The 20,316-nt window shown below is 61.0% G+C and carries 27 protein-coding genes; 8 read left to right on the forward strand and 19 right to left on the reverse strand.

Translation table 11 applies throughout. The features are described from left to right. Nucleotides 1-41: 41 nt before the first annotated feature. Nucleotides 42-863 (forward strand): hypothetical protein, encoded by an 822-nt coding sequence (locus tag B2G88_RS17190; protein ID WP_140408894.1) that lies wholly within the window; start codon nt 42-44, stop codon nt 861-863. Between the two features lie 20 nt (nt 864-883). Here the strand turns inward: B2G88_RS17190 and aglF are convergent, their stop codons facing one another. Beyond that, the gene (gene aglF / locus B2G88_RS17195; RefSeq protein WP_054862386.1) at nt 884-1,675 is read right to left on the reverse strand and encodes a UTP--glucose-1-phosphate uridylyltransferase AglF; all 792 of its coding nucleotides are present in this window, start codon (nt 1,673-1,675) and stop codon (nt 884-886) included. 315 nt (nt 1,676-1,990) lie between these two features. Then, complete coding sequence (locus B2G88_RS17200; RefSeq protein ID WP_176393283.1) at nt 1,991-3,151, reverse strand: winged helix-turn-helix transcriptional regulator; 1,161 nt, start codon at nt 3,149-3,151, stop codon at nt 1,991-1,993. A 245-nt stretch (nt 3,152-3,396) separates the two neighbouring features. On the opposite strand from B2G88_RS17200, the gene B2G88_RS17205 reads away from it, so the two are divergent. After that, complete coding sequence (locus B2G88_RS17205) at nt 3,397-4,104, forward strand: phosphatase PAP2 family protein (RefSeq protein WP_054862389.1); 708 nt, start codon at nt 3,397-3,399, stop codon at nt 4,102-4,104. Between the two features lie 9 nt (nt 4,105-4,113). Here the strand turns inward: B2G88_RS17205 and B2G88_RS17210 are convergent, their stop codons facing one another. The 6 genes from B2G88_RS17210 to B2G88_RS17235 form a co-directional block, all read right to left on the reverse strand. After that, nucleotides 4,114-4,872 carry a hypothetical protein gene (locus tag B2G88_RS17210; RefSeq protein WP_087715504.1) on the reverse strand — a complete coding sequence of 253 codons (759 nt, stop codon included), beginning with the start codon at nt 4,870-4,872 and terminating at the stop codon, nt 4,114-4,116. Between the two features lie 61 nt (nt 4,873-4,933). Next, the gene (locus B2G88_RS17215; protein ID WP_087715505.1) at nt 4,934-5,722 is read right to left on the reverse strand and encodes a 2-oxo acid dehydrogenase subunit E2; all 789 of its coding nucleotides are present in this window, start codon (nt 5,720-5,722) and stop codon (nt 4,934-4,936) included. Nucleotides 5,723-5,807: 85 nt separating this feature from the next. Further along, a complete protein-coding gene (locus B2G88_RS17220; protein ID WP_054862390.1) occupies nt 5,808-6,188 on the reverse strand; it encodes a type II toxin-antitoxin system VapC family toxin in 381 nt (126 codons plus the stop codon). Further along, nucleotides 6,185-6,433 carry an antitoxin VapB family protein gene (locus B2G88_RS17225; RefSeq protein ID WP_054862391.1) on the reverse strand — a complete coding sequence of 83 codons (249 nt, stop codon included), beginning with the start codon at nt 6,431-6,433 and terminating at the stop codon, nt 6,185-6,187. Before B2G88_RS17225 ends, B2G88_RS17220 begins: the two co-directional genes overlap by 4 nt. Nucleotides 6,434-6,514: 81 nt before the next feature. Next, nucleotides 6,515-7,354, reverse strand: a complete 840-nt coding sequence (locus B2G88_RS17230) for an endonuclease III domain-containing protein (protein ID WP_054862392.1) — start codon at nt 7,352-7,354, stop codon at nt 6,515-6,517. A 61-nt stretch (nt 7,355-7,415) separates the two neighbouring features. Beyond that, nucleotides 7,416-7,601 carry a hypothetical protein gene (locus tag B2G88_RS17235; protein ID WP_054862393.1) on the reverse strand — a complete coding sequence of 62 codons (186 nt, stop codon included), beginning with the start codon at nt 7,599-7,601 and terminating at the stop codon, nt 7,416-7,418. 125 nt (nt 7,602-7,726) lie between these two features. Between B2G88_RS17235 and B2G88_RS17240 the strand changes: the two genes are divergently transcribed. After that, nucleotides 7,727-8,314: an NADPH-dependent FMN reductase gene (locus B2G88_RS17240; RefSeq protein ID WP_054862394.1), complete on the forward strand. Its 588-nt coding sequence runs from the start codon at nt 7,727-7,729 to the stop codon at nt 8,312-8,314. 5 nt (nt 8,315-8,319) lie between these two features. Here B2G88_RS17240 and B2G88_RS17245 read toward each other — a convergent pair whose 3' ends face one another. Next, complete coding sequence (locus B2G88_RS17245) at nt 8,320-8,964, reverse strand: hypothetical protein (protein WP_087715506.1); 645 nt, start codon at nt 8,962-8,964, stop codon at nt 8,320-8,322. Nucleotides 8,965-9,379: 415 nt separating this feature from the next. Between B2G88_RS17245 and B2G88_RS17250 the strand changes: the two genes are divergently transcribed. The 4 genes from B2G88_RS17250 to B2G88_RS17265 all read left to right on the forward strand — a co-directional run bounded on the left by B2G88_RS17250 (nt 9,380) and on the right by B2G88_RS17265 (nt 13,958). Continuing rightward, a complete protein-coding gene (locus B2G88_RS17250; protein WP_054862447.1) occupies nt 9,380-9,988 on the forward strand; it encodes a hypothetical protein in 609 nt (202 codons plus the stop codon). 89 nt (nt 9,989-10,077) lie between these two features. Beyond that, on the forward strand, nt 10,078-11,160 hold the full coding sequence (locus B2G88_RS17255) for a DNA-methyltransferase (protein ID WP_087715507.1): 1,083 nt from the start codon (nt 10,078-10,080) through the stop codon (nt 11,158-11,160). A gap of 103 nt (nt 11,161-11,263) precedes the next feature. Then, entirely contained in the window at nt 11,264-13,552 is a 2,289-nt protein-coding gene (locus tag B2G88_RS17260) for a GAF domain-containing protein (protein ID WP_087715508.1), read from the forward strand. A 106-nt stretch (nt 13,553-13,658) separates the two neighbouring features. Beyond that, nucleotides 13,659-13,958, forward strand: a complete 300-nt coding sequence (locus B2G88_RS17265; RefSeq protein ID WP_054862397.1) for a HalOD1 output domain-containing protein — start codon at nt 13,659-13,661, stop codon at nt 13,956-13,958. 207 nt (nt 13,959-14,165) lie between these two features. On the opposite strand, the gene B2G88_RS17270 is transcribed toward B2G88_RS17265, so the two are convergent. Next, on the reverse strand, nt 14,166-14,471 hold the full coding sequence (locus B2G88_RS17270; RefSeq protein WP_176393284.1) for a HalOD1 output domain-containing protein: 306 nt from the start codon (nt 14,469-14,471) through the stop codon (nt 14,166-14,168). Between the two features lie 199 nt (nt 14,472-14,670). Between B2G88_RS17270 and B2G88_RS17275 the strand changes: the two genes are divergently transcribed. Next, on the forward strand, nt 14,671-15,897 hold the full coding sequence (locus tag B2G88_RS17275) for a tyrosine-type recombinase/integrase (RefSeq protein ID WP_054862398.1): 1,227 nt from the start codon (nt 14,671-14,673) through the stop codon (nt 15,895-15,897). 5 nt (nt 15,898-15,902) lie between these two features. Here the strand turns inward: B2G88_RS17275 and B2G88_RS19735 are convergent, their stop codons facing one another. The 9 genes from B2G88_RS19735 to B2G88_RS19740 form a co-directional block, all read right to left on the reverse strand. Then, nucleotides 15,903-16,064, reverse strand: a complete 162-nt coding sequence (locus B2G88_RS19735; RefSeq protein ID WP_176393285.1) for a hypothetical protein — start codon at nt 16,062-16,064, stop codon at nt 15,903-15,905. Next, nucleotides 16,061-16,384, reverse strand: coding sequence for a hypothetical protein (locus tag B2G88_RS17280; RefSeq protein ID WP_054862399.1), 324 nt, complete (start codon nt 16,382-16,384; stop codon nt 16,061-16,063). The genes B2G88_RS19735 and B2G88_RS17280 overlap by 4 nt, the downstream gene beginning before the upstream one ends. Beyond that, complete coding sequence (locus tag B2G88_RS17285; RefSeq protein ID WP_087715509.1) at nt 16,381-16,635, reverse strand: hypothetical protein; 255 nt, start codon at nt 16,633-16,635, stop codon at nt 16,381-16,383. The genes B2G88_RS17280 and B2G88_RS17285 overlap by 4 nt, the downstream gene beginning before the upstream one ends. Then, nucleotides 16,635-17,423 carry a hypothetical protein gene (locus B2G88_RS17290; RefSeq protein ID WP_054862401.1) on the reverse strand — a complete coding sequence of 263 codons (789 nt, stop codon included), beginning with the start codon at nt 17,421-17,423 and terminating at the stop codon, nt 16,635-16,637. The genes B2G88_RS17285 and B2G88_RS17290 overlap by 1 nt, the downstream gene beginning before the upstream one ends. Nucleotides 17,424-17,562: 139 nt before the next feature. Continuing rightward, nucleotides 17,563-17,883 (reverse strand): hypothetical protein, encoded by a 321-nt coding sequence (locus B2G88_RS17295; RefSeq protein WP_054862448.1) that lies wholly within the window; start codon nt 17,881-17,883, stop codon nt 17,563-17,565. After that, a complete protein-coding gene (locus B2G88_RS17300) occupies nt 17,883-18,512 on the reverse strand; it encodes a hypothetical protein (RefSeq protein ID WP_087715510.1) in 630 nt (209 codons plus the stop codon). The genes B2G88_RS17295 and B2G88_RS17300 overlap by 1 nt, the downstream gene beginning before the upstream one ends. Further along, entirely contained in the window at nt 18,505-19,563 is a 1,059-nt protein-coding gene (locus B2G88_RS17305) for a hypothetical protein (protein WP_087715511.1), read from the reverse strand. Before B2G88_RS17305 ends, B2G88_RS17300 begins: the two co-directional genes overlap by 8 nt. Continuing rightward, nucleotides 19,563-19,826 (reverse strand): hypothetical protein, encoded by a 264-nt coding sequence (locus B2G88_RS17310; RefSeq protein WP_054862404.1) that lies wholly within the window; start codon nt 19,824-19,826, stop codon nt 19,563-19,565. The genes B2G88_RS17305 and B2G88_RS17310 overlap by 1 nt, the downstream gene beginning before the upstream one ends. Beyond that, nucleotides 19,823-20,263 (reverse strand): hypothetical protein, encoded by a 441-nt coding sequence (locus B2G88_RS19740; protein WP_176393286.1) that lies wholly within the window; start codon nt 20,261-20,263, stop codon nt 19,823-19,825. Before B2G88_RS19740 ends, B2G88_RS17310 begins: the two co-directional genes overlap by 4 nt. Nucleotides 20,264-20,316: the final 53 nt, after the last annotated feature.

The raw sequence follows: 20,316 nt of genomic DNA on the forward strand, positions 1-20,316 counted from the left end.
CTGACCGACGAGTCCGTTCGCTCGTGGTCGGGAGTGGATATTTGATTGCCGTACCAGTCGCGCTTGTTCTCCTCCCGGTGCTCGTGGTGGGGGCCGTCGCGACCAACTACCGCGGGGTCGCCAGCCGACTCTCACAATTGCCGGGTATCAGCCCGGATGGCGGACTGAAAGCCGGTCTCGTCGCCGGCGGCGGCCTGTTCGTCCTCTGGGGCGTGGTCCTCGTCGGGGCAACCTACGGCGGCGTCGGCGGTGAGTTCGGCCCTGGCGCGACTGAGGACGAGCACGCAGATGAGCCGCCAGCCGACGCGTTCGACCCAGATGCTGACCGAACGCTCTCAACCGGCGAAATCGTCATCCTCTACGAGACGACGATGGATCGCGGCGGAATCGACCTCGTCAGCGCCGAGCCAACCGGCGACATCTTCGAGGTTGAGTACCAGCGCAGCGCAACGTCAGAAGCCGAATTCCTCGAGCACGCGGGCTACGTCACGGGAGCCTACGTCGGCGCAGTCGGTGAAGGCCTCGAGACGACGCGGATGGACGCCACTGTTCTCGATGGTGACGAGGAACTGCTCTCCTGGCACGTCGACAGCGAATGGGCGATGGCCTACCACGACGACGAGTTCACGATGGACGACGTGATCGAACGCTCGCTCGCGACCGCCGAGGAACTCTCCGCCAGCGATGCAGAAGATGTCGTTGACGACGGATCTGACGGGGACTCGAGCACCGAATCCGGCGACACGAACGCCGATGCGGCTCTCGAGGATAACGCAGAGACTGCTGAAACGGATGAAACAGAAACTGCAGACACAGAAACGGACGCTGACGAGGACGACGAACCCAGCACCCCAGACTCGTAACCTCGGTACAATAGACCCTCTCAGTCCGTTTCGGCTTCCGGTGTCGCCGTACTCACGGACGCCTGTGGCGTTCCGGACTCGGTGCCGACCTCACCTTCGCTCTCGCGCTCGAGGCGCTGTGTTGCGCGCTCCCGGTCCTCGGGATACCCCACGTCGATGCGCCAGCCTTCCATCCGAAGCGCGTCAATCGTCCGTCCGGAGTGGATGAGCAGGTCGATGGCATCCGAGAGTTCGTACTCGCCGCGGTCACTCGGCTGGACGAGCTGACAGGCGTGGAAGATCGCCGGCGTAAAGGTGTAAAAGCCAGTCATCACCAGATTCGATGGTGGCTCCTCGGGCTTCTCGATGACTTCGACGATCTCGCCGTACTCGTTCGTATCGAGGACGCCGTATCTCGAGGCTTCCTCGTACGGGACTTCTTCGACGAGGAAGGCGGCATCAGCACGGTCCTCGCCCTGGCGGTTGATTACGTCGGCGAGGTTCGACCGGAACACGTTGTCGCCGAGCATCAACATGAAATCGTCCTCGATGTACGGCTCGACCTGCAAGATGGCATGTGCGAGGCCGAGTTGTTCTTCCTGATGGGCGTAGGTGATCGGCACACCGCGGTACTCGTCGCCGTAGCGGTCCATGAGCTGTTCTTTCAGGTAGCCAACGACGACGATCAACTCCTCGGCCCCGACCGCGAGCAGGTTGTCGAAGACGTCTTCGATGATCGGCCGGCCATCGACCTCGACCAATGCTTTCGGTTTGTCTTCCGTCAGCGGTCGCAGGCGAGTCCCCTTTCCTGCTGCTAAGACGACAGCTTGCATACCCAACGGCCACGCCAAACCCGGGTAAAAAGCTAGTCCATGACTGCTCCAGTAACGGAGACGCCAGCCTCGAGTCACTCGCTCTAGCCTCGAGTGCTAGTACTAGGACCCACGCGAGGGACTAGTAGCACAGTGTCTCGCGATAGCTCATCGATACTAGGACGAGGTGTGATAGGTCAACAACGCAGAATGATTTAAACTGTGGGTTGCTGCTGCTCTTTTTTACCCGGGGCTGGCACACCCGGTGAGAAGGGAGTGAGTCGTGAGTAACAGACGCGACAACACACAAGCGAGTACTGCGACGACCGGCCGTACTCAGTCAGCGTTCGTCCCGGCACCGGTCGCTTCTTTCAGGAGTTGGAGTTCCTCCTCCTCGGAGATGTTTTCGGCCTGAAAGCACGCATGGAGGACCTTATGCGTCAGTTCGGGATCGGATAGGACGCCAGTGGCGGTCTCACGAGCCGGTTCCGACTCTGTCTCGGGAGTCAGAGACCGCTCCTCGAGCCCCTCGAGTCGCGTTTCCAACGCTTCGACCTGTTCGGTTAGTGCTTCGAGTGCCTCGAGTGTCGGCTCGACTGCGTCGTCCGCCAGCGTCTCGTGAGTATCTGTCGAGCGCATTGGGTCGTCATCTCCGGTGGTGTCGCGTTCGTGCTCGGGTCCGCGGGGATCACAACCCGAATCCGCATCCGTCTCGTCAGTCACAGACTGGTCGCCCGCCTCGGCGTCAGCGTGGTCCTGGTCGGTTTCCTCCCCGATCTCGAGGTTCGGTCCACTCTCGTCCGCCTGCTCGAGTTCTTGGTCGGTTTCGTCCGCCTCCTCGAGTGGAACTTCGTCGAACACTGTCGCAACGAACGCACGGCGGTTCGACCAGTCGAAACCCTCGATGGAGTTGACGCGCTGGCTGATCGTTGCACTCGTGACACCGAGTTGGTCGGCCAGTGTCGCCTGCGTCGCCGTTGGCTGCCGGGCAATCGCCCGCAATGTCTCGCGTTGCTTTTCGGTTACGTCCGCCGGCTCGAGTGAGTCGTCCTGCCCGTCCCCGTCGGACTCCGCAGGGTCGACGGCTCCTGCCTCAGCGTCGACAGCTGATTCATCACCCGTCTCCGGTTCGTCGGTCGGTTCAGTCACTGTCGGCGCACTCGAGGAGTCCTCCCGAAAAATGCTCGAGTCACTGTCATCAACAGCAGCATCTTCATCGGATGACCCATCCCCATCGCTTGCTGGTTCGTCACCAGCGCTTGCAGCTCCGTCGTCACTCACCGCAGCCTGTGCTCCCGGATCGCCGTACTCCTCGAGCACCTGCTCGACAATCGAGACGGTGGCACCGCTGACGCCGTCGGCGATGGCTTCCATCGATGCATCCGGACGGGATTCTGCAGTGTCGAGGATCTTCTTGTGTAAGACGGCCCGCGGAACGGACCCCCCGTGTTTGGTAACTCTCCCAGACGTCGTCGACGTACTCGATTTCGACTCCATAGACCACTCGCGTACACCAGCAGATTCCGGCTGGCCCGTTATATGTTTCTCAAGTAGAATATACATACACTCAGTGCGTCATATTACTGAATTGACTTTAAGTAGTGTTGATGTGCAAATACTGTCGCCCAGCACAGATGACCCGTCTCAACCGATTCGAATTCCGACACACAAATTACCCAGCAGGGAAAAGACGCACGAAAGCGCAACTCGAGCGTCTCTCGGTTTGCGTCCGCTGACCACCTATGGACCGAAGCCTCGGCGTCACTGAGTTCATTCGCACGCACCTCCCGGAGTGGGTCGTCCCGATAGCCGAGCTCACGGCCATGCTCGGCGACGAAGTCCTCGTCGTGGGCGTCTTAGCCGTCCTTGCAGGCGTCGATGCCTATCGATCCGCCCGCTGTGGGCGCGGACAACTCATTACCGACCAAACCGCGTTCGTGCTGGCGATTGTCCTCGGTGGCCTCGCGTTCACGCTCATCCTCAAAACGGCGTTTGGCCTCCCTCGGCCACCAACCGAACTCCAGGCAGTCCCACGCGGAGGCGATGGCTTCCCGAGCGGACACACGATGGCCGCGACACTCCTCTGGACCGCACTCGCCCTCTGGGGACTCCGCGGGCGACTCACACGCCGGACTCGAGTGGCCATCGCGGGCGCGATCATCGCTCTCGTCAGCGTCTCTCGACTCATCCTCGGCGTTCACTATCTCGTCGACGTCGTCGCATCGGTCATCTTCGGCGTTGGTTTCCTCCTGATTGGCGCAAGACTCACTGATACAGAGCCGACGAAGGCGTTCGCCGGTGCCGCCGCACTCGGCGCGCTCGCACTCGTCGTTGCCGGGATCTCGACTGACGGCGTCCTCGCGTTCGCCGGGTGTCTCGGCGGGGCGACGACCTGGTGGGTCATCTCGAGGCCAGCAGTCCAGAATCGCTGGGCGGCAGTCGTACAATAAGGGGCCGTTTCAGGCTGTCTCGTCATCTTCTCCATCACGTTCGTCCGCTCGATGCTCGAGCAGTGCCTCCGCGATAGTCAACTCGCCGGCAGCAACCCGCCGCGCGAGTCCCTCATCAATCGCGCGATTGTGCTCGCTCTGCTCGCGCGAGCGATCCTTGATCACCTGTAACTCGCCAGCCGTCGGCTCGATCTCACGACGGTCGACGAGTTCGCCCTCGAGACGGGCGATGTTCACCGCTGCGAGGACGTCCTCCATCCCGCGTGCGCCCGTTCCGAGATAGGGAGTCGTCCCGGTTTCATCGACGAGTTCGACCTGCACGTCCTCGAGGTCGTTGACGAGTTTGGCACCCTGGAGTCGAGAGCCGTCGCCGATTCGGACGAGCGGGTTGGCCGCCTCGCTGGCCTCGCGCTGGATAACGTCGACCGCGTCCGTGAGTGGCACCTGAAACGCGGCGACGACCATCTCGCCAGCCAGCACAGCGATACCGGGCTTTCGGCCGGGATCGACGCCGATAATCGTTCGCCCGCCATCGCCGCGAACAGCGGTCAACGCCTGATCGACGGCGCGGCGTGGCTCGTCCGGGGCCGCGACGATTGTCGTCACGTTCTCGAACTCATCGGCGTGGGCCTCGTCGGTAACGACGACCGCGGTTTGCTCGGGTAGCGACTCGTCCGGCTCGAGCGTCGTGAACTGCGAACCCCGATCCCGAAGCTCGTTGACGACGCCGTGATACACCTCGAAGTCCGACGTTGCGACGACGATCACGAGCGTTCTTCGTGATGGTTCGAAATAAACGTATTCAGCGCCGCCGTCGATGACCGGACAGCTACTCGAGTGCCGTTTCAATCCCGTTTCCAGCTTCGACGCGTTCTTTCAGCCGCTGGACGAACCGCGCGGCGGGTGCACCATCGACAACATCGTGGTCGACGGTCACAGTGAGACAGAGCAGTTCTCTGGGCTCGATCTCACCGTCGACAAGGCTTGGCTTGCGCTCGATGCCGCCGACTGTCATCTGCAGTGGATAGGTCGTCGGGCTGATTCCCCAGCCGCCGCCAGTTCCGAACATACCGAGCGAGGTCACGGCGACAGTTCCTGCGATGCGTTTCCAGTGGCGAGGTGACACTCGCGGCAGTCGCCAAAACAGCCGTCGAATCGGTCCAGGGAGTCTGAGTCCCAATGAGGCAAGGCGCGACTGGCGACCCTCGGTTGGATCCGTCTGTGCCGTTCGAATCTCGTCGTGGATCGACCGGAGTGAGCGCCGATTTGCAGTTCGAATAACGTGTGGAACACCAACAGGACCGTTGCTCCCCTGGGTTTCGATAATCACCATCACGTCAACGGTATCAAACCGGACGATCCGACCGCACCAGTCACGAAACGATTGCATCTCCGGGTGGTCCTCGAGTACGTTCGCGAGACAATACACGAGAAATGCAGTGAACGAGAGGCTGCCACCAGTCTCCAACTCTCGCTCCCGTATTTGACGTCGAGGGACAGTGACATCGAACTCGACGAGGCCGTGAACGACGCTTCGTCGCCCAGCAACCCGCATGTAGTCGACAGTTCCACGACGCTGCATCGGAAACGGTTCGACCGTCTCTCCCTCATCAGTCATAGGTTGTGGAGGACAACGACAGGCATACGCGTTTGCCTGCGGTCGCGCGTTCGACACCGGTTGGCCCCACACTCTTGTGTCGCCGTCAGTAGGAAATCGTCTCGAGGTTCTCGACGGCTTCAAAGTCGCCGTCGCGGGTCACAATTGATGCGTCGTGGTATCGACAGATACCAGCGATCATGATATCTGCGAGATTGATCTGTGTCCCTGCCTCAAGCAGTTCTGCATGGATCTGTGCTGCCTCACGTGTTGCAGGTGCATCGAACGGCAACGGTTCAGCCCATTCTAGTCCCGCGATAACGGTCTCGAGTGATCGATTGTCAGCCCATGCCGCATCACGATATAATTCGAACAACACTATCGTTGGCACATAATAGACAGGCTCGTCTTGCGCGTCCAAAAATACTTTTGCAGCGTCGTTCCCTCGAAGATAATCAATCAGAAACGAAGAGTCGAGGACGATCATTTGTCACCATCACGTTGCTCACGTTGCTGACGCCGGTCGTCAAACGCGTCATCAAGTTCCTCTCGCGTGCGACCTGCTGCCGAAGCAAACCCATCGTCGTCAGCGAGGACACCAAATCCGTTCATGATATCAGTATCGGATTCCGTCAATCGGATAACCGTGTCTGTAAAGCTCTCGTCGCTCCGTTTGTGAGCTTTGAGCCGTTCGTAGGCCTCCTCCGTGATCGTCACTGTTTTCGTTGCCATGTGAACGTACGTGTACACGTACGTCTTTTCTGTGAATAAATCTATTGGTGAGGGAGCGACTCTCGGATACTCACTTTCCGCTTACTCGAGCGCGTCAGCAGGATCGACGACTTCTCCGGTCGCCGGATAGACGCCGACTTGGTCACAGAGATCGCCCATCGGGCAGGCATCGGGGTCCTCGAGGCAGGCCGGTTGCCGCGCCGTGCAAAACTCTCGGCCGAACTGGATCGACGCTGTATGCCCGAAGCCACATTTCTCGGTGGGGACGTCGCGCTCGAGGACGGCGCGAACGTCCTCGTGGTCGGCGTCGGGTGGGGCAATTCCGAGGCGGCGATAGATGCGGTGGACATGTGTATCGACGGGAAAAACACCGCCACGGCCGCCGGCAAAGAGGAGGACACAGTCTGCAGTTTTGGGGCCGACGCCCCGGACTGAGAGCAGCGTGTCACGGACCGCGGACGGCTCCTCATCTGTGACGAACTCGTCGAACGCTACCCCAGAGCCGAACTCCTCGAGGACCCACTCAGCGACGTCAATAAGGGTCTCGGACTTTTGATTGTAGAGTCCGGCCGGTTGGATCGTTTCGGCGAGTGTCGACTGCTCGGCCTGGGCAAGCGCATTGGCGAGATCTGGGCTGGACTCCGAACTGGCGCTCGAGTCGTCTGCACTGCCATACCGCTCGAGCAGTGCGTCATAGGCGGGCTGGCTCGCTTTGTCGCTCGTGTTCTGACTCAAAATTGTGCGAACGAGACAGGGAAAGGCGTTCTGTCCGCCGTAGGTTTTTTGCCAGTAGCGTTCGCCGAGACGGTCGATAACGCGTTCAGCGCGGGTCTCTGCCGTTGCCGGATCGAACTCGGCGGCGACGCCACCGCCAGCGTCACCGCCGCTGATGTTGACCGACGGCTCGCGGTCGTCGTCCATAGCGAACGTACTCACTCGCCGGGTATTGGTATTGCCCCAAATGAGTGCCAAAGTCAGCGGGCTATCGTCGTCGCCGCATCGGGTCTTTGAGTTTACAGGCGAACTTCTCATCACACTTCGAACAGACCGCAGACCGGTCGAAATCATCCCGGAGCGTCCCTGGTTTCGTCCGCGTCTGCAGCACTTTTCGCTTGATATCAACCGGGATCTTCTCCGAACAGTGCGGACAGATCACACGTTGTGTCATACTGACTGGTTGCGACAGTGGGTGATTTATCCTTTCGGCCGAAATAACAATTACAGAACATCTTCTGAACTACTCCTGTGCGAGCAGTCACGAACTATTTCTGGGGCGCTCTCATCGGAGTACGCATGGGAGATGTCCACGTCGTTGCCCTCTGTGGCAGCTTACGCGATACGAGTACGACTCGACTGGCACTCGAGCACGTCCTCGAGGCGGCTCGAGAGCGTGGTGCGAGTACCGAACTGGTCGATTTGCGCGAGTACGAGTTGCCCATTTTCGATCCGGACCGTGACCGCGAAGATGCTGGCGATGCGGACCAACTCGCGGCAAAATTGCAAGCGGCCGATGCAATCGTGCTCGGGTCGCCGATGTACCACGGGTCGTACGCCTCACCGTTGAAGACTGCACTTGACTACTGCGGCTTCGACGAATTTGAGGACACGACCGTGGGACTGCTCGCCGTCTCCGGTGGGGCGTTTCCGGTGACCGCACTCGAGCATCTCCGTTCTGTCTGTCGGTCGCTGAAAGCGTGGGTACTCCCACATCAGGCAGCGGTCCCGAACACCAACTCGGCGTTCGAGGATGGCGAGTTCGTCGACGAGAAACTTGCAGATCGCGTCGCAACGCTCGGCCAGCGAGCAGTCCAGTACGCCGTTATCGAACCCGATCCTGGCACGCTCGAGAGTGATCAGAACGTGGGTGCGAAAGGGCAGTAAGTGGCTCAGTTCGCAAGCAGTCGCTGGAATCGGTGCTGATGGGCGATGAACGCGAACAGTCCGAAGACGACGCCACCGAGTTGGACCGCTTCGATCCGAATCACGACCGTCGTCACCTCGAGTGCAATCGGGGGCGAGGTGAGCGTCACGTCGATAAACCAGGCTGACGCCAACAGGGTTGAAGCCCCAATTGCAAGCAACACGGCGGGAACGACCGGGACGAACGACGTGTCTCGGATCGAGTGATGGCCGAAGACGCGCCGTTCGAAATCGAACTGTGCCGTAAGAACGAGTGCGAGCGCGAGCGTGGCGAGTGCGACGCCAGCGCCACCACCGATCTGTTCTGCGAGTAACAGCCAGACGACCCACCCGCCGGTCAGGATTGTCGCTGCGCCGAGACGTCGCGGTTCGAGCAGGTCGCCTAACTCGTCGACTGTGGCACCGAACACACCGGCTCTGAGCAATGCCCCACAGAACAGAATCCCGAGTCCGGCGAGTGCCGTCGAGGGTGTCCGTGACCCAATCACGAGCCCGAACCAGAGCGCAACGGCAAGCGTCTCGAGCGCCGCAGCCGAGAGTGCAGCGGTCAGACCCACGACTCGCTGTCGCGTCGTCTGACCGAGGACGCCAGGCTGGCGAATGACGCTCATACATCGCCGTTCACAGTAGACCACTTTCGTTATGCGAGACATTACCACCGATTGCGGCCACTGCTCGAGACTTTATAGGACGGTAACACGATATTTAGACAGACAGTGTCGCCGAGGAACTGGTACGAGAGAGTGACGAATCGCTAGTAATGAGTGTTCACCAGCGTATTATGACTCGTCGCTGAGTAATTGAGACACGCGGTCACCCGTGACAGGGCCACCCATGGTGCTCACAGTCGGCTGTACTGGATCGAAACAGCCACAACTCGAAGAAAGCGCCGCCATGCGTGACCATGTCAAGAACAGATTACCAGAAACGGGCGCGCGAGTAAGCATAGATTACGTTTCGAGTACGAGCGCGAATCGATTGAAACGGTGGATACAATTATGTACGGCCATGGTGACGGATGCGATTATGCCCGAGACGGAACAACAAGACAAAACCCTGTCGGAGATTGTGGTCAAAGAAGCAGTTGGGAAAGGACTTGACAGCCCGATGCGAGAGTCGATTCTCGAGGCTGTCGAAGAGTCGGATTCGTCCGCACAGCAGCGTCGCCTTCCGCTCGTCGGTGCGGTTTTCGGCCTCGGCGCAGCGCTTGGATTCCTCGTTGGCCAGCAATCCAGCGACCTCGAGGGGTCGCCACTCGACAGTCTCAACAGTCTCGACGAACCCGAAATTATCGACGACGTCACCGAACAGGTCGAGGAAGCGACCGGGTCAGAGTCCGAGGTGCTCGAGGAGACCGAGACAGAGTCTGAAACGGAGCCAGCGGTTGATATGGACACCGAAAGCGACGGCTCGAGCCGGCTGCCAAAGCTACTGCTCGCAGTCGGACTCGTCGCTGGGGCCGTGGCACTTCGTCGTCGAATGGGCACCGAGACTGAGGAGGAGTGGGAACCAATCGAGGAGTTCGAGCCGGCGACGACTGCTGAGATGGACGACGAGGAAAGCGAGGACGACGACGAGATGGACGCTGAGGCCGACGCCGACGAAGCGGAGGCTGGCGCGGACGACGACGAATAATCGACGGTTCTCTTTTCGGGGCGACCGGCCGCCGGCAGCCGAATACGGTGACGAAGGAGCTAAGGTGGCGACGCCGACAGTGTGAGCCAATGGAGACGACCCACCGCGTCGTCGTCGATGATGCTCGGTCGCTGTCGGCACTCGAGGACGATTCCGTCGACCTCGTCGTCACCTCGCCGCCGTATCCCATGATCGAGATGTGGGATGACCTCTTTACGACGCTCGAGCCTGCCATCGGTGACGCACTCGAGGCCGGCGACGGACAGGCGGCGTTCGACGCGATGCACGCCGAACTCGAGGCCGTCTGGGACGAACTCGAGCGCGTGGTCGTCGACGGCGGCATCGTCTGTCTCAACGTTGGCGATGCGACGCGCTCGCTCGATGATAGTTTTCGCGTCTATCCGAATCACGCCCGGGTTCTCGAGGCGTTCGAAGCGCGAGGGTTCGATCCGCTGCCGGACGTGCTCTGGCGCAAGCCGACGAACAGCGCGGCCAAGTTCATGGGCAGCGGGATGATTCCGCCGAACGCCTACGTCACACTCGAGCACGAGTACATCCTGATCTTCCGAAACGGTGGCGACAGCCGTCAGTTCGAGCCCGGTGCTGATCGACGCTACGAAGCGGCCTACTTCTGGGAGGAGCGCAATCGCTGGTTCTCCGACGTCTGGACCGACGTTCAGGGCGAACTGCAGGACCTCGATCTCGACCTCGAGGATGCAGCCGACCTGCGCGAGCGATCCGCAGCCTACCCCCTCGAAATTCCCTACCGGCTGTGCTGTATGTACTCGGCCTATGGTGACACCGTCCTCGATCCCTTCTGGGGGACCGGGACGACGACACTCGCCGCGATGTGTACCGGGCGAAACTCGGTCGGCTACGAACTCGAATCGGCGTTTCTTGAGGCCTTCGACGAGAGCGTGGCAGACATACCGGCACTATCGCAGTCGGTCGGCCAAGCGCGACTGGCGCGCCACAAGGAGTTCGTCAGCCAGCGCCGCGACGAGGGCTCCGACCTCGAGTACGATGCCGAACACTATGAGACAGCCGTCGTGACAAAGATGGAACGCCAGATTCAGTTCCGCGAGGTGACGGCTGTCGACCCGCTCGAGGGCGGCGCACACCACGGCGAGCAAGCGTATCGCGCGACACACGAGCCACTGTCGCTCGAGTGAACGACTGGTCATTTGAGGTCACGCGAAAGTCCGTCCGAAACTCACAGCACTCCCCCGTCGCTATCGACGCGACACTTTTATTCATCCCGCCCGCAGGAGAGATATGGATCACAGTCTCGTCTCAGCCGACTCGAGTCCACTGCGTGTCGTCGTGGTCGGCCCGGAACCGTGGCGACAGACTGTGACGGCAGGTCTCAAGGCAGAGACAGATGCCAACGCCGGTTCCGAGACAGCCACCGTCGACTCCGAGACAGCCACCCCCCTCACGATCTCGGCCGCCGTCGACTCGATACCAGCACTCGAGCCAGAGACACTCGCCTCGAGCGACTGTCTGCTGACCTGTGATCGTGACGCCATCGCCTCCATCCGAGACAACGACACCGACGCCACAGTGGCGTTGCCGAGCATCTACGTGCTCGAGCCAGATGAGTCTAAAGCTGCGTCGCTCGAGGTGATTCTCGAGGTTGCCACCGACGTCATCACACAGGCGACCGCCGAAACACCGGCCGTGCTCGCCCATCGGCTGGGCCGTGCCCTCGAGAATGTGACCACGACGAGCGAGATAGACGCGAGTGACACCGCTCGAGCGCACCCAGAGACAGTCCCCAGCGCCGCAGAGGTCGGCCACAATCTCCTGACTGAGATGACTCAAGCCGAGCAGTTCCGTCTGATTCGTGATGCGACAAGCCGCCTTCTCACCGCCGACTCGAGCGACGACGTACTCGAGTCGGTCGTTGCACTCGCCGCCGACGTACTCGACCTCGAGGCGGCCGTCTACCGATTTGACGAACAGACAAACGAGCTGTACGCAGAGACAGCATCTAGTGGATTCGACTCACTTGTCGACCATCCCGACCGAATCCAGCCCGGTGACGACATCGTCTGGGAGGCGTTCATCGACGGCCAGATTCAGACGGCACCTCGAGACGCAGCGAGAAGCGATGAGGATGCCGACAGTAGCCAATCCCACCGCGACCGCTGGAGTCGTGCCCAGAGCGGACTCTACGTGCCACTCGGATCGCACGGCGTCCTCGCCTGTCTCTCGGCTGACCCGGACCGCTATGACGACGCAACCGTCGAACTCGTGTCGCTGTTTACGATGATCACCGAGACGGTCCTGAATCGACGCAGCCGAACACACCGTCTTCGCGAACGCGAGCACGAACTCACCGCACAGACCGAACGCCTCGAGCGACGTCATGCAGTCACACAACTCCAAGCCGATCTCGAGACCCACCTCTTGCGTGCCGATTCGCGCGTCGAGGCCGAACAGGCGATCTGTGACCGACTCAGAGAGATCGAGGGGTGCTCGATGGTCTGGATCGGCGAGCCAAATCCCGGCGGCACACAGCTCCAGTCTCGAGCAATCGCCGGGCGCGAACGGGCGTATCTCGAGTCGGTTGCGATTCCACCAACTGATGACTCCGCTGCCGAACCGGCCGGTCGCGCCGCCCGTACTGAGTCGTCGGTGTCCGTCGAAAACGTGGCTGCAGACGTCCACAACGGCGAGTGGCGGCGTGCAGCACTCTCGAGTAACTACCAGTCCGTTGTTGCCATCCCGCTCATCTCTGATGGCTCTCTCTACGGTGTGGTGACTCTCTACGGGAACCAGCCCGCCGCATTCGACGATACGCTTCGAGCAATGCTCGACGAGATCAGCGCGACACTTGCGTCTACACTTGACTCGATCACCCGCTCGAGCGCCGACGAAGAGACAGCCATCACTGAGGTTGAACTTGAACTGCAGTCAGGTTCTGTCCTCACGGCAATCGCGTCCCAACTGGCAGCGTCAGTCGAGTTAGCGGGAGCAACAGCCGATCAGGCTACCTCTCCAATTGCCTTTCTCGCCCTCGAGTGTGCACTCGAGGAGGGAACTGTTGATCGCATTCGAAGCGTCAGCGGCGTCGCAAACGCAGCAGTGATCTCTGACGTGTCACAGCGTCCGATTGTGCAGGTCACGCTCGCTGAGCCATATTTCGGCTCCATCATCGACAGCTACGGCGGCTCGGTCCGGACACTGGTTGCCACCCCAGAGACGACAACAGCGACGATTACCATCCCCGCACGCGTCGAACTCCGTGCGCTGCTCACCGAACTCGAGCAACGCGGCTTCCCAACGACGATGCTCGCCCGACGCGACCGCTCGAGTGACGAACTCACCACACCACCCAGCCCCGGGTACAACACGCTGCTCGAGGCGTTGACCGACCGACAGCGCGAAGTCGTCCAGACGGCCTATCACGGCGGCTTTTTCGACTGGCCGCGAGAGATGACCGGCGAAGCAATCGCTGACTCACTCGAGATTTCCTCACCAGCGTTTCACAAGCACGTTCGATCCGCCGAACGGAAGCTCTTCAGCCGCGTATTCGATGATCGAACGGTCGATGGTTAACTACGTAACCGTCCGGACCGACACCACGTTATACAGTTAACGGTCACACTCTTTAGTCGGACTGTCAAATGAATAGCTGTCCCACACGGGATTGGGGATATTTGTTATGACTGAGATGACTTCACGTTCCGTCTCATCGGCGCAGAGGGAACCGTATACAGCACAGTACGACCGACTCGATGACACACCACTGTCCGTCGCCGTTGCACAGGCAGTTGCAATGTTCCGAACTGTCGATGTCATGTCGCTCGACCCACTCCATCACGCGATCAACGCTGATGCACTCGAGCGACTGTTCGAGCCACGCGCAGACAGCCCGCGGACTGGGGGCACAGTCAGTTTCGAGTATAACGACTGTCTTGTCACCGTTACAGCTGACGGCGAAATTCGGGTCCAAGACGCCTGAGACGGACGCTTGTACGTCGGTGCCAGTGCAACCGCAACCGTCTTGGGGGTGTGCCGGTACCGCGGTACAACAGACCGTCTGAACCACTCTATTTGAACGGGTAATCGAGTCTCCGGACAGACATGTCTCTCGTTCTCGAGCGGGCCGACTCAACACCTCCAGAACAGTCAGAGCCGAGTGTGAACTGGCGAGACACCAATATACAGGCTAGGAAGTAGACTCAGAATCGAACTCCGAACTCGAGGAACCATCGACGGACGACTCAGCCGCGGACTCGACGGCCGTCACTGTAACCGAACCCGTCCCATCGACGGAGATCCGATGCTCACGATAGACGAACTCGAGAGACGCACCAGCGGGTGCTGGTTGTTGTGCCATCGACTCGATCAACGAATCGAGCGCCTCCGGATCGAGAATCTCGTGAAGCGGCGGCTCGAGATCGAGTGGATCGACCGCACTCGAGTCGGCGATCTGTTGCACAATGCGCATACTGGGTGAATCCCCCGGTCCCATACGCTGCAGTGCTCACTGCCCATACATATATCCATTGGTGGTTTTCTGACGTATGGCTGCCGTGTGGCAGACGAACGTCAGACAACTGGTGACGAGAACAGACAGACAGACACCGCTTTTCGTTCGTGACTGTCGTCGAAAAATGCCCGGGGAGGGATCTACACCCGACCTTTACATGCCCACTGAAATAGTATAAGTCATGACTGCGAACCCGGAACAGTCGATCAAACGCCTCCGAGAACGGATCGAGGAGGTCGAAGACATGGACGAAGACGATGCTCAAGCGCTCCGGCGCATGTCCGACCGCATCCGCATCCTCGGACCATCGAAGTACTCCGACTTCGCTCATGAAAAGTACCTCATGCGAGCCGTCAAGATCGCCCAGGAAGTCGGCGGTCTCGCCGATGCCCTCGAGGATCGAGACGCCGCTGAACGCATCGTCGCGTGGATCAACACCGAGAAGGCCAACTCGCCCGAGACCAACAAAGACTACCGCGTCACCCTCCGACAGTTCGGAAAACTGGTCAGCGGTGACGACACCGACGAGATCCCCGAGAGCATCGAGTGGGTTCCGGGTGGCTACCCCAGCAACTACGATCCCGCTCCCGACCCCGGCGACATGCTGCGTTGGGAAGAGGACGTCCTTCCCATGATCGAAGCCTGTGTGAATCTTCGCGACCGTGCCCTCGTCGCACTTGCATGGGACCTCGGACCACGACCGTACGAACTGTTCGACCTCTCGCCGAAGCAGATCACCGATCACAAATACGGCCTCCAGGTCACCGTCGACGGAAAGCAGGGAAGACGGTCGCCCGTCCTGATTCCGTCCGTCCCCTACGTCAACCGCTGGCTCGAGGTCCATCCTGGCAGTGGCAGCGACCCACTGTTCTGCAATCTCAACGGCGGCGGTTCGATCTCGAACAACCGTGTCCGGGACATCCTGAAAGAGAAGGCACGCAAGGCCGGCGTCGACCGACCCGTCACTCCCTCGAACTTCCGGAAGTCCTCGGCCAGTCACCTCGCTAGCCAGGGCGTCAGCCAGGCCCACCTCGAGGACCATCACGGCTGGACGCGTGGGAGCGATATCGCCGCTCGCTACGTCTCCGTCTTCGCCGAGGCAAACGACCGCGAGATCGCGAAGGCCCACGGGAAAGACGTCCAAGAGGACGAACCCGAAGCCCTCGCGCCGCACACCTGTCACCGATGTGATCGGGAAACGCCCCGAGAGAAGGATGCCTGTGTCTGGTGTGGGGCAGCGCTCTCCCAGCGGGCAGTTGACAAAGACGACGAGCTCAACCGACGCTGGATGGAAACCGCTCGCGATGTCGCTGACATCGAGGGTCTGACAATCGACGAGGTCATGGACGCCCGCGACTCCGTCGACGAAAACGCGTTCCTCCGGCAGGTCCTGTTGAGCGACGACTGACACCATCAGTTCTCACCTCGGTCACCGTCGACGATCTCGAGCATCCGGTCGATGTCCTCCGAGATCGGCAGGTCGGCATCGGCAAGGCGTTCGAACAGGTCGCGCTTCTCTTCGACGGTCTCTTTCGCTTCAGTTTCGGGCTCGGACATGGATTCGGTGGTGCTCATTGATCGGTCACCTGATTACGGACGTAGATGCGCTCGGACCACGGACGGTCCATCAGTTTGATGCACGTGATGAGCCCGCCCTGGCGGGCGAACAACACGGTGTCGTTGCGTCGGTGGTACCGGGCGACAGCGCCGCGGTGAGTACTTGGGTAGTGGACTGGCGCGGCCTCCTGCCACGCCTCTTCAACGTCAATGTCCTCGAGGAGTGCCCGGTCGTGCCACTGGTCTTCGACGTGGCCGGTGATCTCACCGAGCGAGTGTTCGGCAGCACGCTGGCGTTCGTACTCGGCGATACCGGCATCGATTGGCTGGACGCTCATGGTGAGATCACTCCGTTGGTGAGAGCAAGCGTTGTCCAGAGAGCGGCTGCGACCACGCCGAGGAGGGCGGCCGTCTGGAGTGGGTCCAGCCGCGCTCGCTCGGCGAGTCGGTTGTCATAGTAGGCTTCGCGAGCTTCCGGAGAGACACGTCCATCGCCGTCACAGGGTTCGAACACCGTGTTTCCGGTGTGGAAGCACTCGCCGTGTCGGTCGCCCCCGCAGCGGGAACAACGCGTTAGCCATCCCGGCATCACCGACCACCTGCTGGAAGATCGCGGACATCTCCGTAGCATCCGAGGTAGGACGTGATCGTTCGCGCCCGCCCACGGGTAACGCCAAGCGCCTCGCCGACATCACCAAGCGTCTCGTGTTCGTCGACGGCCGCTTTGACATCGTCTCGAGTTACCCCCTCTGGAAATTCGATGTCGGTCTCAGCCTGATCGTCGACGCCGTCGACGGTGATCGGTTCGGCGGTGTGGTCGTCCTGGACGTCGTCGCCGGTGCCCGCCGGCGCGTCGTCCGCAGCGTCCTCCTCGAGGTCGACGTCTCGTGCCTCTGACTGTGGCTCTGACGTTAACTCTGAATCGGGTGTGGTGGTGTCGTCCTCGGTGGAGGTGCTGCTGTCGTCGTTTTCGTCGGTTTCGTGAACGCCGTGTTCTTTCATCCGGCGGTAGACTGCGCCGTAGCCGACATCGAAACGGTCAGACGCGGCGCTAATGTTTCCATCGGCCTCGTCGTAGGCGCGCTGGAGGTCCTCAGTCGAGGTGTGATCGAGGACCTCATCGGTGTCGTCAGCGTCGCCCTCGAGGTCGGTAGTCGACTCGACGGGTGCCTCTACTTGCTCGACTTCCCGCGGGAGATCGCGCCCCGTTGCGAGCTCATCTAGATCAGCGTCAGCGGGGACGGTCACTGTCACCTGGCCGCGGATCGCATCGCCGTTCGACTCGAGCAGCTGTGCGCCGTCGACGGTGATCGGCGAGTCTTGAAGGGCGTCGACGACATCGGCGAGTCGGCGAAGGTTCTCACCGTCGACGCTCATCGCGAACGCCCTCCTCGAGAGACAGAGTTGTCACTCGTTGTATTTCGTGGACTCATGTGCTCAACCAGCCGGATACTCCCGATCCGACGTATTAACACAAGACTGGAATCTTTAAAAACGTTCCCGCGCAGGAGGTTTCTCACGCCTGTTCACCCCCTTCGGTTCGCGTAGAGTTCTCAGAATCTGAAGCGGGTTGATCAGACTCGAGATCGACACTACACTCGAGACAGACGCGGACGTACTCGGCGTTGAACATCGCCCGCAGCTTCTGCCATTTTGTGGTGGCGTCAGCTTCGAGGCTCTCGAGTGGGAAGTCCAGTTTGTCAAAAGAGTACGTCTCGCAGTACTCGCCGCACTCGTCGCAGTAGTTGTCGTGACGCCGGCGACCGAGTCGGAGTTGTGGTTCGCAAATCGCGATGGCGACGAACTGGGCGAGGCGAAAGCGGATCTGGTAGAACATCACCGGTCACCTCCCGGCTGTAGTGTGCGGCCGCCGTCGGCAGCAACACGGCGTCCGCCGGCTGACAGACCAATATCTTCAGGGCCGTACTCAGCGCTCAGATGGGGCGCAAAACGTTCGTAATCCTCCCCCATGACCGCATCACAGTGAGAAATCGGACAAGCAACCATTCTGAGCCATTCGCCCTTGTGTGTCTCACTGTCAACGCGGACGAGATAGCCCTCAGTCCCGTCTTTAGCCTGATCAGGCACCCCCACCACCCCTACATATTTGTCAGCAGAACTGTAACGACTGAATATGTCACCAATTGCAACGGTGTTCGGGTTGATCGTACTGGCGTATCTGGCAATCTGTGCAGTATTAGGGTACTCGGCGTTCGTGTCGGGATGGAAAATCGGATGCTCTATCGACTCGCTGCGAAGAGAAATTGTCTGAAAGAGAGCAGGTACCGGAAGTGACGCCTCTTTTTGACCAATATCGTCAACACAGTGACCGCCGTCGGTCGCGACACGCTTGACCTGGACGTCGTGAAACTGGTCGTGATCTTCGGCAGCGTCACCGGCCGTCTCGAGATCGCCGCGCTCGAGCACACCGCAGGAATTGCATTCCGCCACAAACTGTTCACTCATCGCGACCACGCTCCTCAAACTGCTCGAAGGCGGTTGGCTCTGGCCCGAGGACGCTCGTCACTGCGCCGCCATTTTTGACGACGAGCGGGACCTCGGAGCAACACTCCAGCGCTGCACCGACCGACTCGTACTCGTCCTCACAGAGGTCGCACGTATAACCCGAGTCGCCACCGTCGGTCACGACCGGTGGCTTCTGGACCTCGCCACAGAGCCGGCACTCATCGCCAGTCGGGACGATGACGTGGTCAGCACCGATCTCCGGGCAGCGGTGGGCCGTCCGCTCGGGGTCGACCTCGAGGTCGCCCTCGCAGTGGTGGCAGCTGGTCGCCGAGATCGCACCGTACCCGACGACAGTGTGGAACTCACATGGCTCGCAGATCGCAACGACGAGGTCCTCTGGAGCGTGGCCACCGTCGGTCATCACCCGCCGCCCGAGTCGGGCACAAACACGCTGGTGAACGTCGTCGCGACGGTGCTCGACTCGGTGAGCCATCGCCGCCGTCCCGATTGCCGAGCGTTCGGAGTCGCCGGCATCGATCAGCGTCGCGGCCTCGCGAACAGCACGGTCGAGGCGCTCGGTCTCGGAGACGCCGCCGTCCGTCGCGAGTTCACTAGCGCGTTCGAAGGTGGCGTCCGTCGCACCGCTCTCGTCAACAGCATGGGCATCCTCGAGCACGCGACCGAAGCGTTCGCGACGCGCCGCGGGGATCTCGGAGTTCTCCCGTGGGCGCTTGCACACTGACGCTGGGATGTCGTCGCGATCAACGAGCGTCCACTCACCGTCGTCATAGCGCGCTCGGTAGCGCGTCTCGATGCCGACCTCGAGATCGGCGGTGACGCCCAGGACGGCGACCGAAGCAATCTTCGAGTCGGGCACCCGGCCGCGTTTGATCGCGACCGTGTAGAACCGACGCTCGCCGTCGGTTGGGTCGTCGTGGTCGGCGTCGGCGAACATGCCGTCAGTGGCCCACTCGACTGAGCCCCACTCGAGGTCCTCGCGGTCGGTCTCGAAGAGGGGGGCCTCCGGGTAGAGGCAGTTGTATGACGCCATCAGGCGTCACCTCGGTTACTGTCGACGTCGATCCCAACCGCGTCGGAGACGTCAGCGTCAGAGGCCTCCATCGGGTTGCCGAGCAGATCGCCGGTTGTGACCTCGAGCGTGAAGATCGTCTCCTTTGGTCTCGGGCCGGTCGCGAACACGTTGCCTGGTTGGATAACCGAGCACGTGCTCATGTCGACATCACGTACGTCGCCGCCAGCCTCTTCGACTGCCTCGAGCAAGGCCGTCAGTGCACGGGCGTCATCGGAGTTCATCGGCACTCCTCTAGCTTGACCGCGTAGGTCGTTCGGATCCACTCGCTGCGGTTGTCGCCTTCTACACGCAGTCGGTAGCCCCACACGCGCTCTGTCTCGAGCGTCGCCGGCGTTGGCTCGAGCCGCTTGGCGGCGTCGAACTCGTTCGCGACGCGGATCTGCTCGAGCAGTTGGGACTCGGCGCGTGGATCGCCGCCCGTGGAGTGCTCGAGGATCTCGGCGTCGTCCCCGGAAGGGCTTTCCGCGTCGCCGTCGTCCGATTCAACTGGACGGGGTCGGAGGCCTGTACAACCTTCCGTCCAGTCCGTCGCGTTACTGCGCGGCGGTTTTTCGTGCGTACTACTGTCCGCAGGAGTGTCATCTCGGCCGTGGGGACGGCCGGCTGTACTGCCTTCTGTGGGTAAAACTTCATTACCCGGTGTATTCTCGTTATTCATGGATTCTGAAATCCCCCTGGAGAGGGTTCGGAATCCAAGTCCGGCGTGCTCTA

Source organism: Natronolimnobius baerhuensis, assembly GCF_002177135.1.
Classification (GTDB): Archaea; Halobacteriota; Halobacteria; order Halobacteriales; family Natrialbaceae; genus Natronolimnobius; species Natronolimnobius baerhuensis.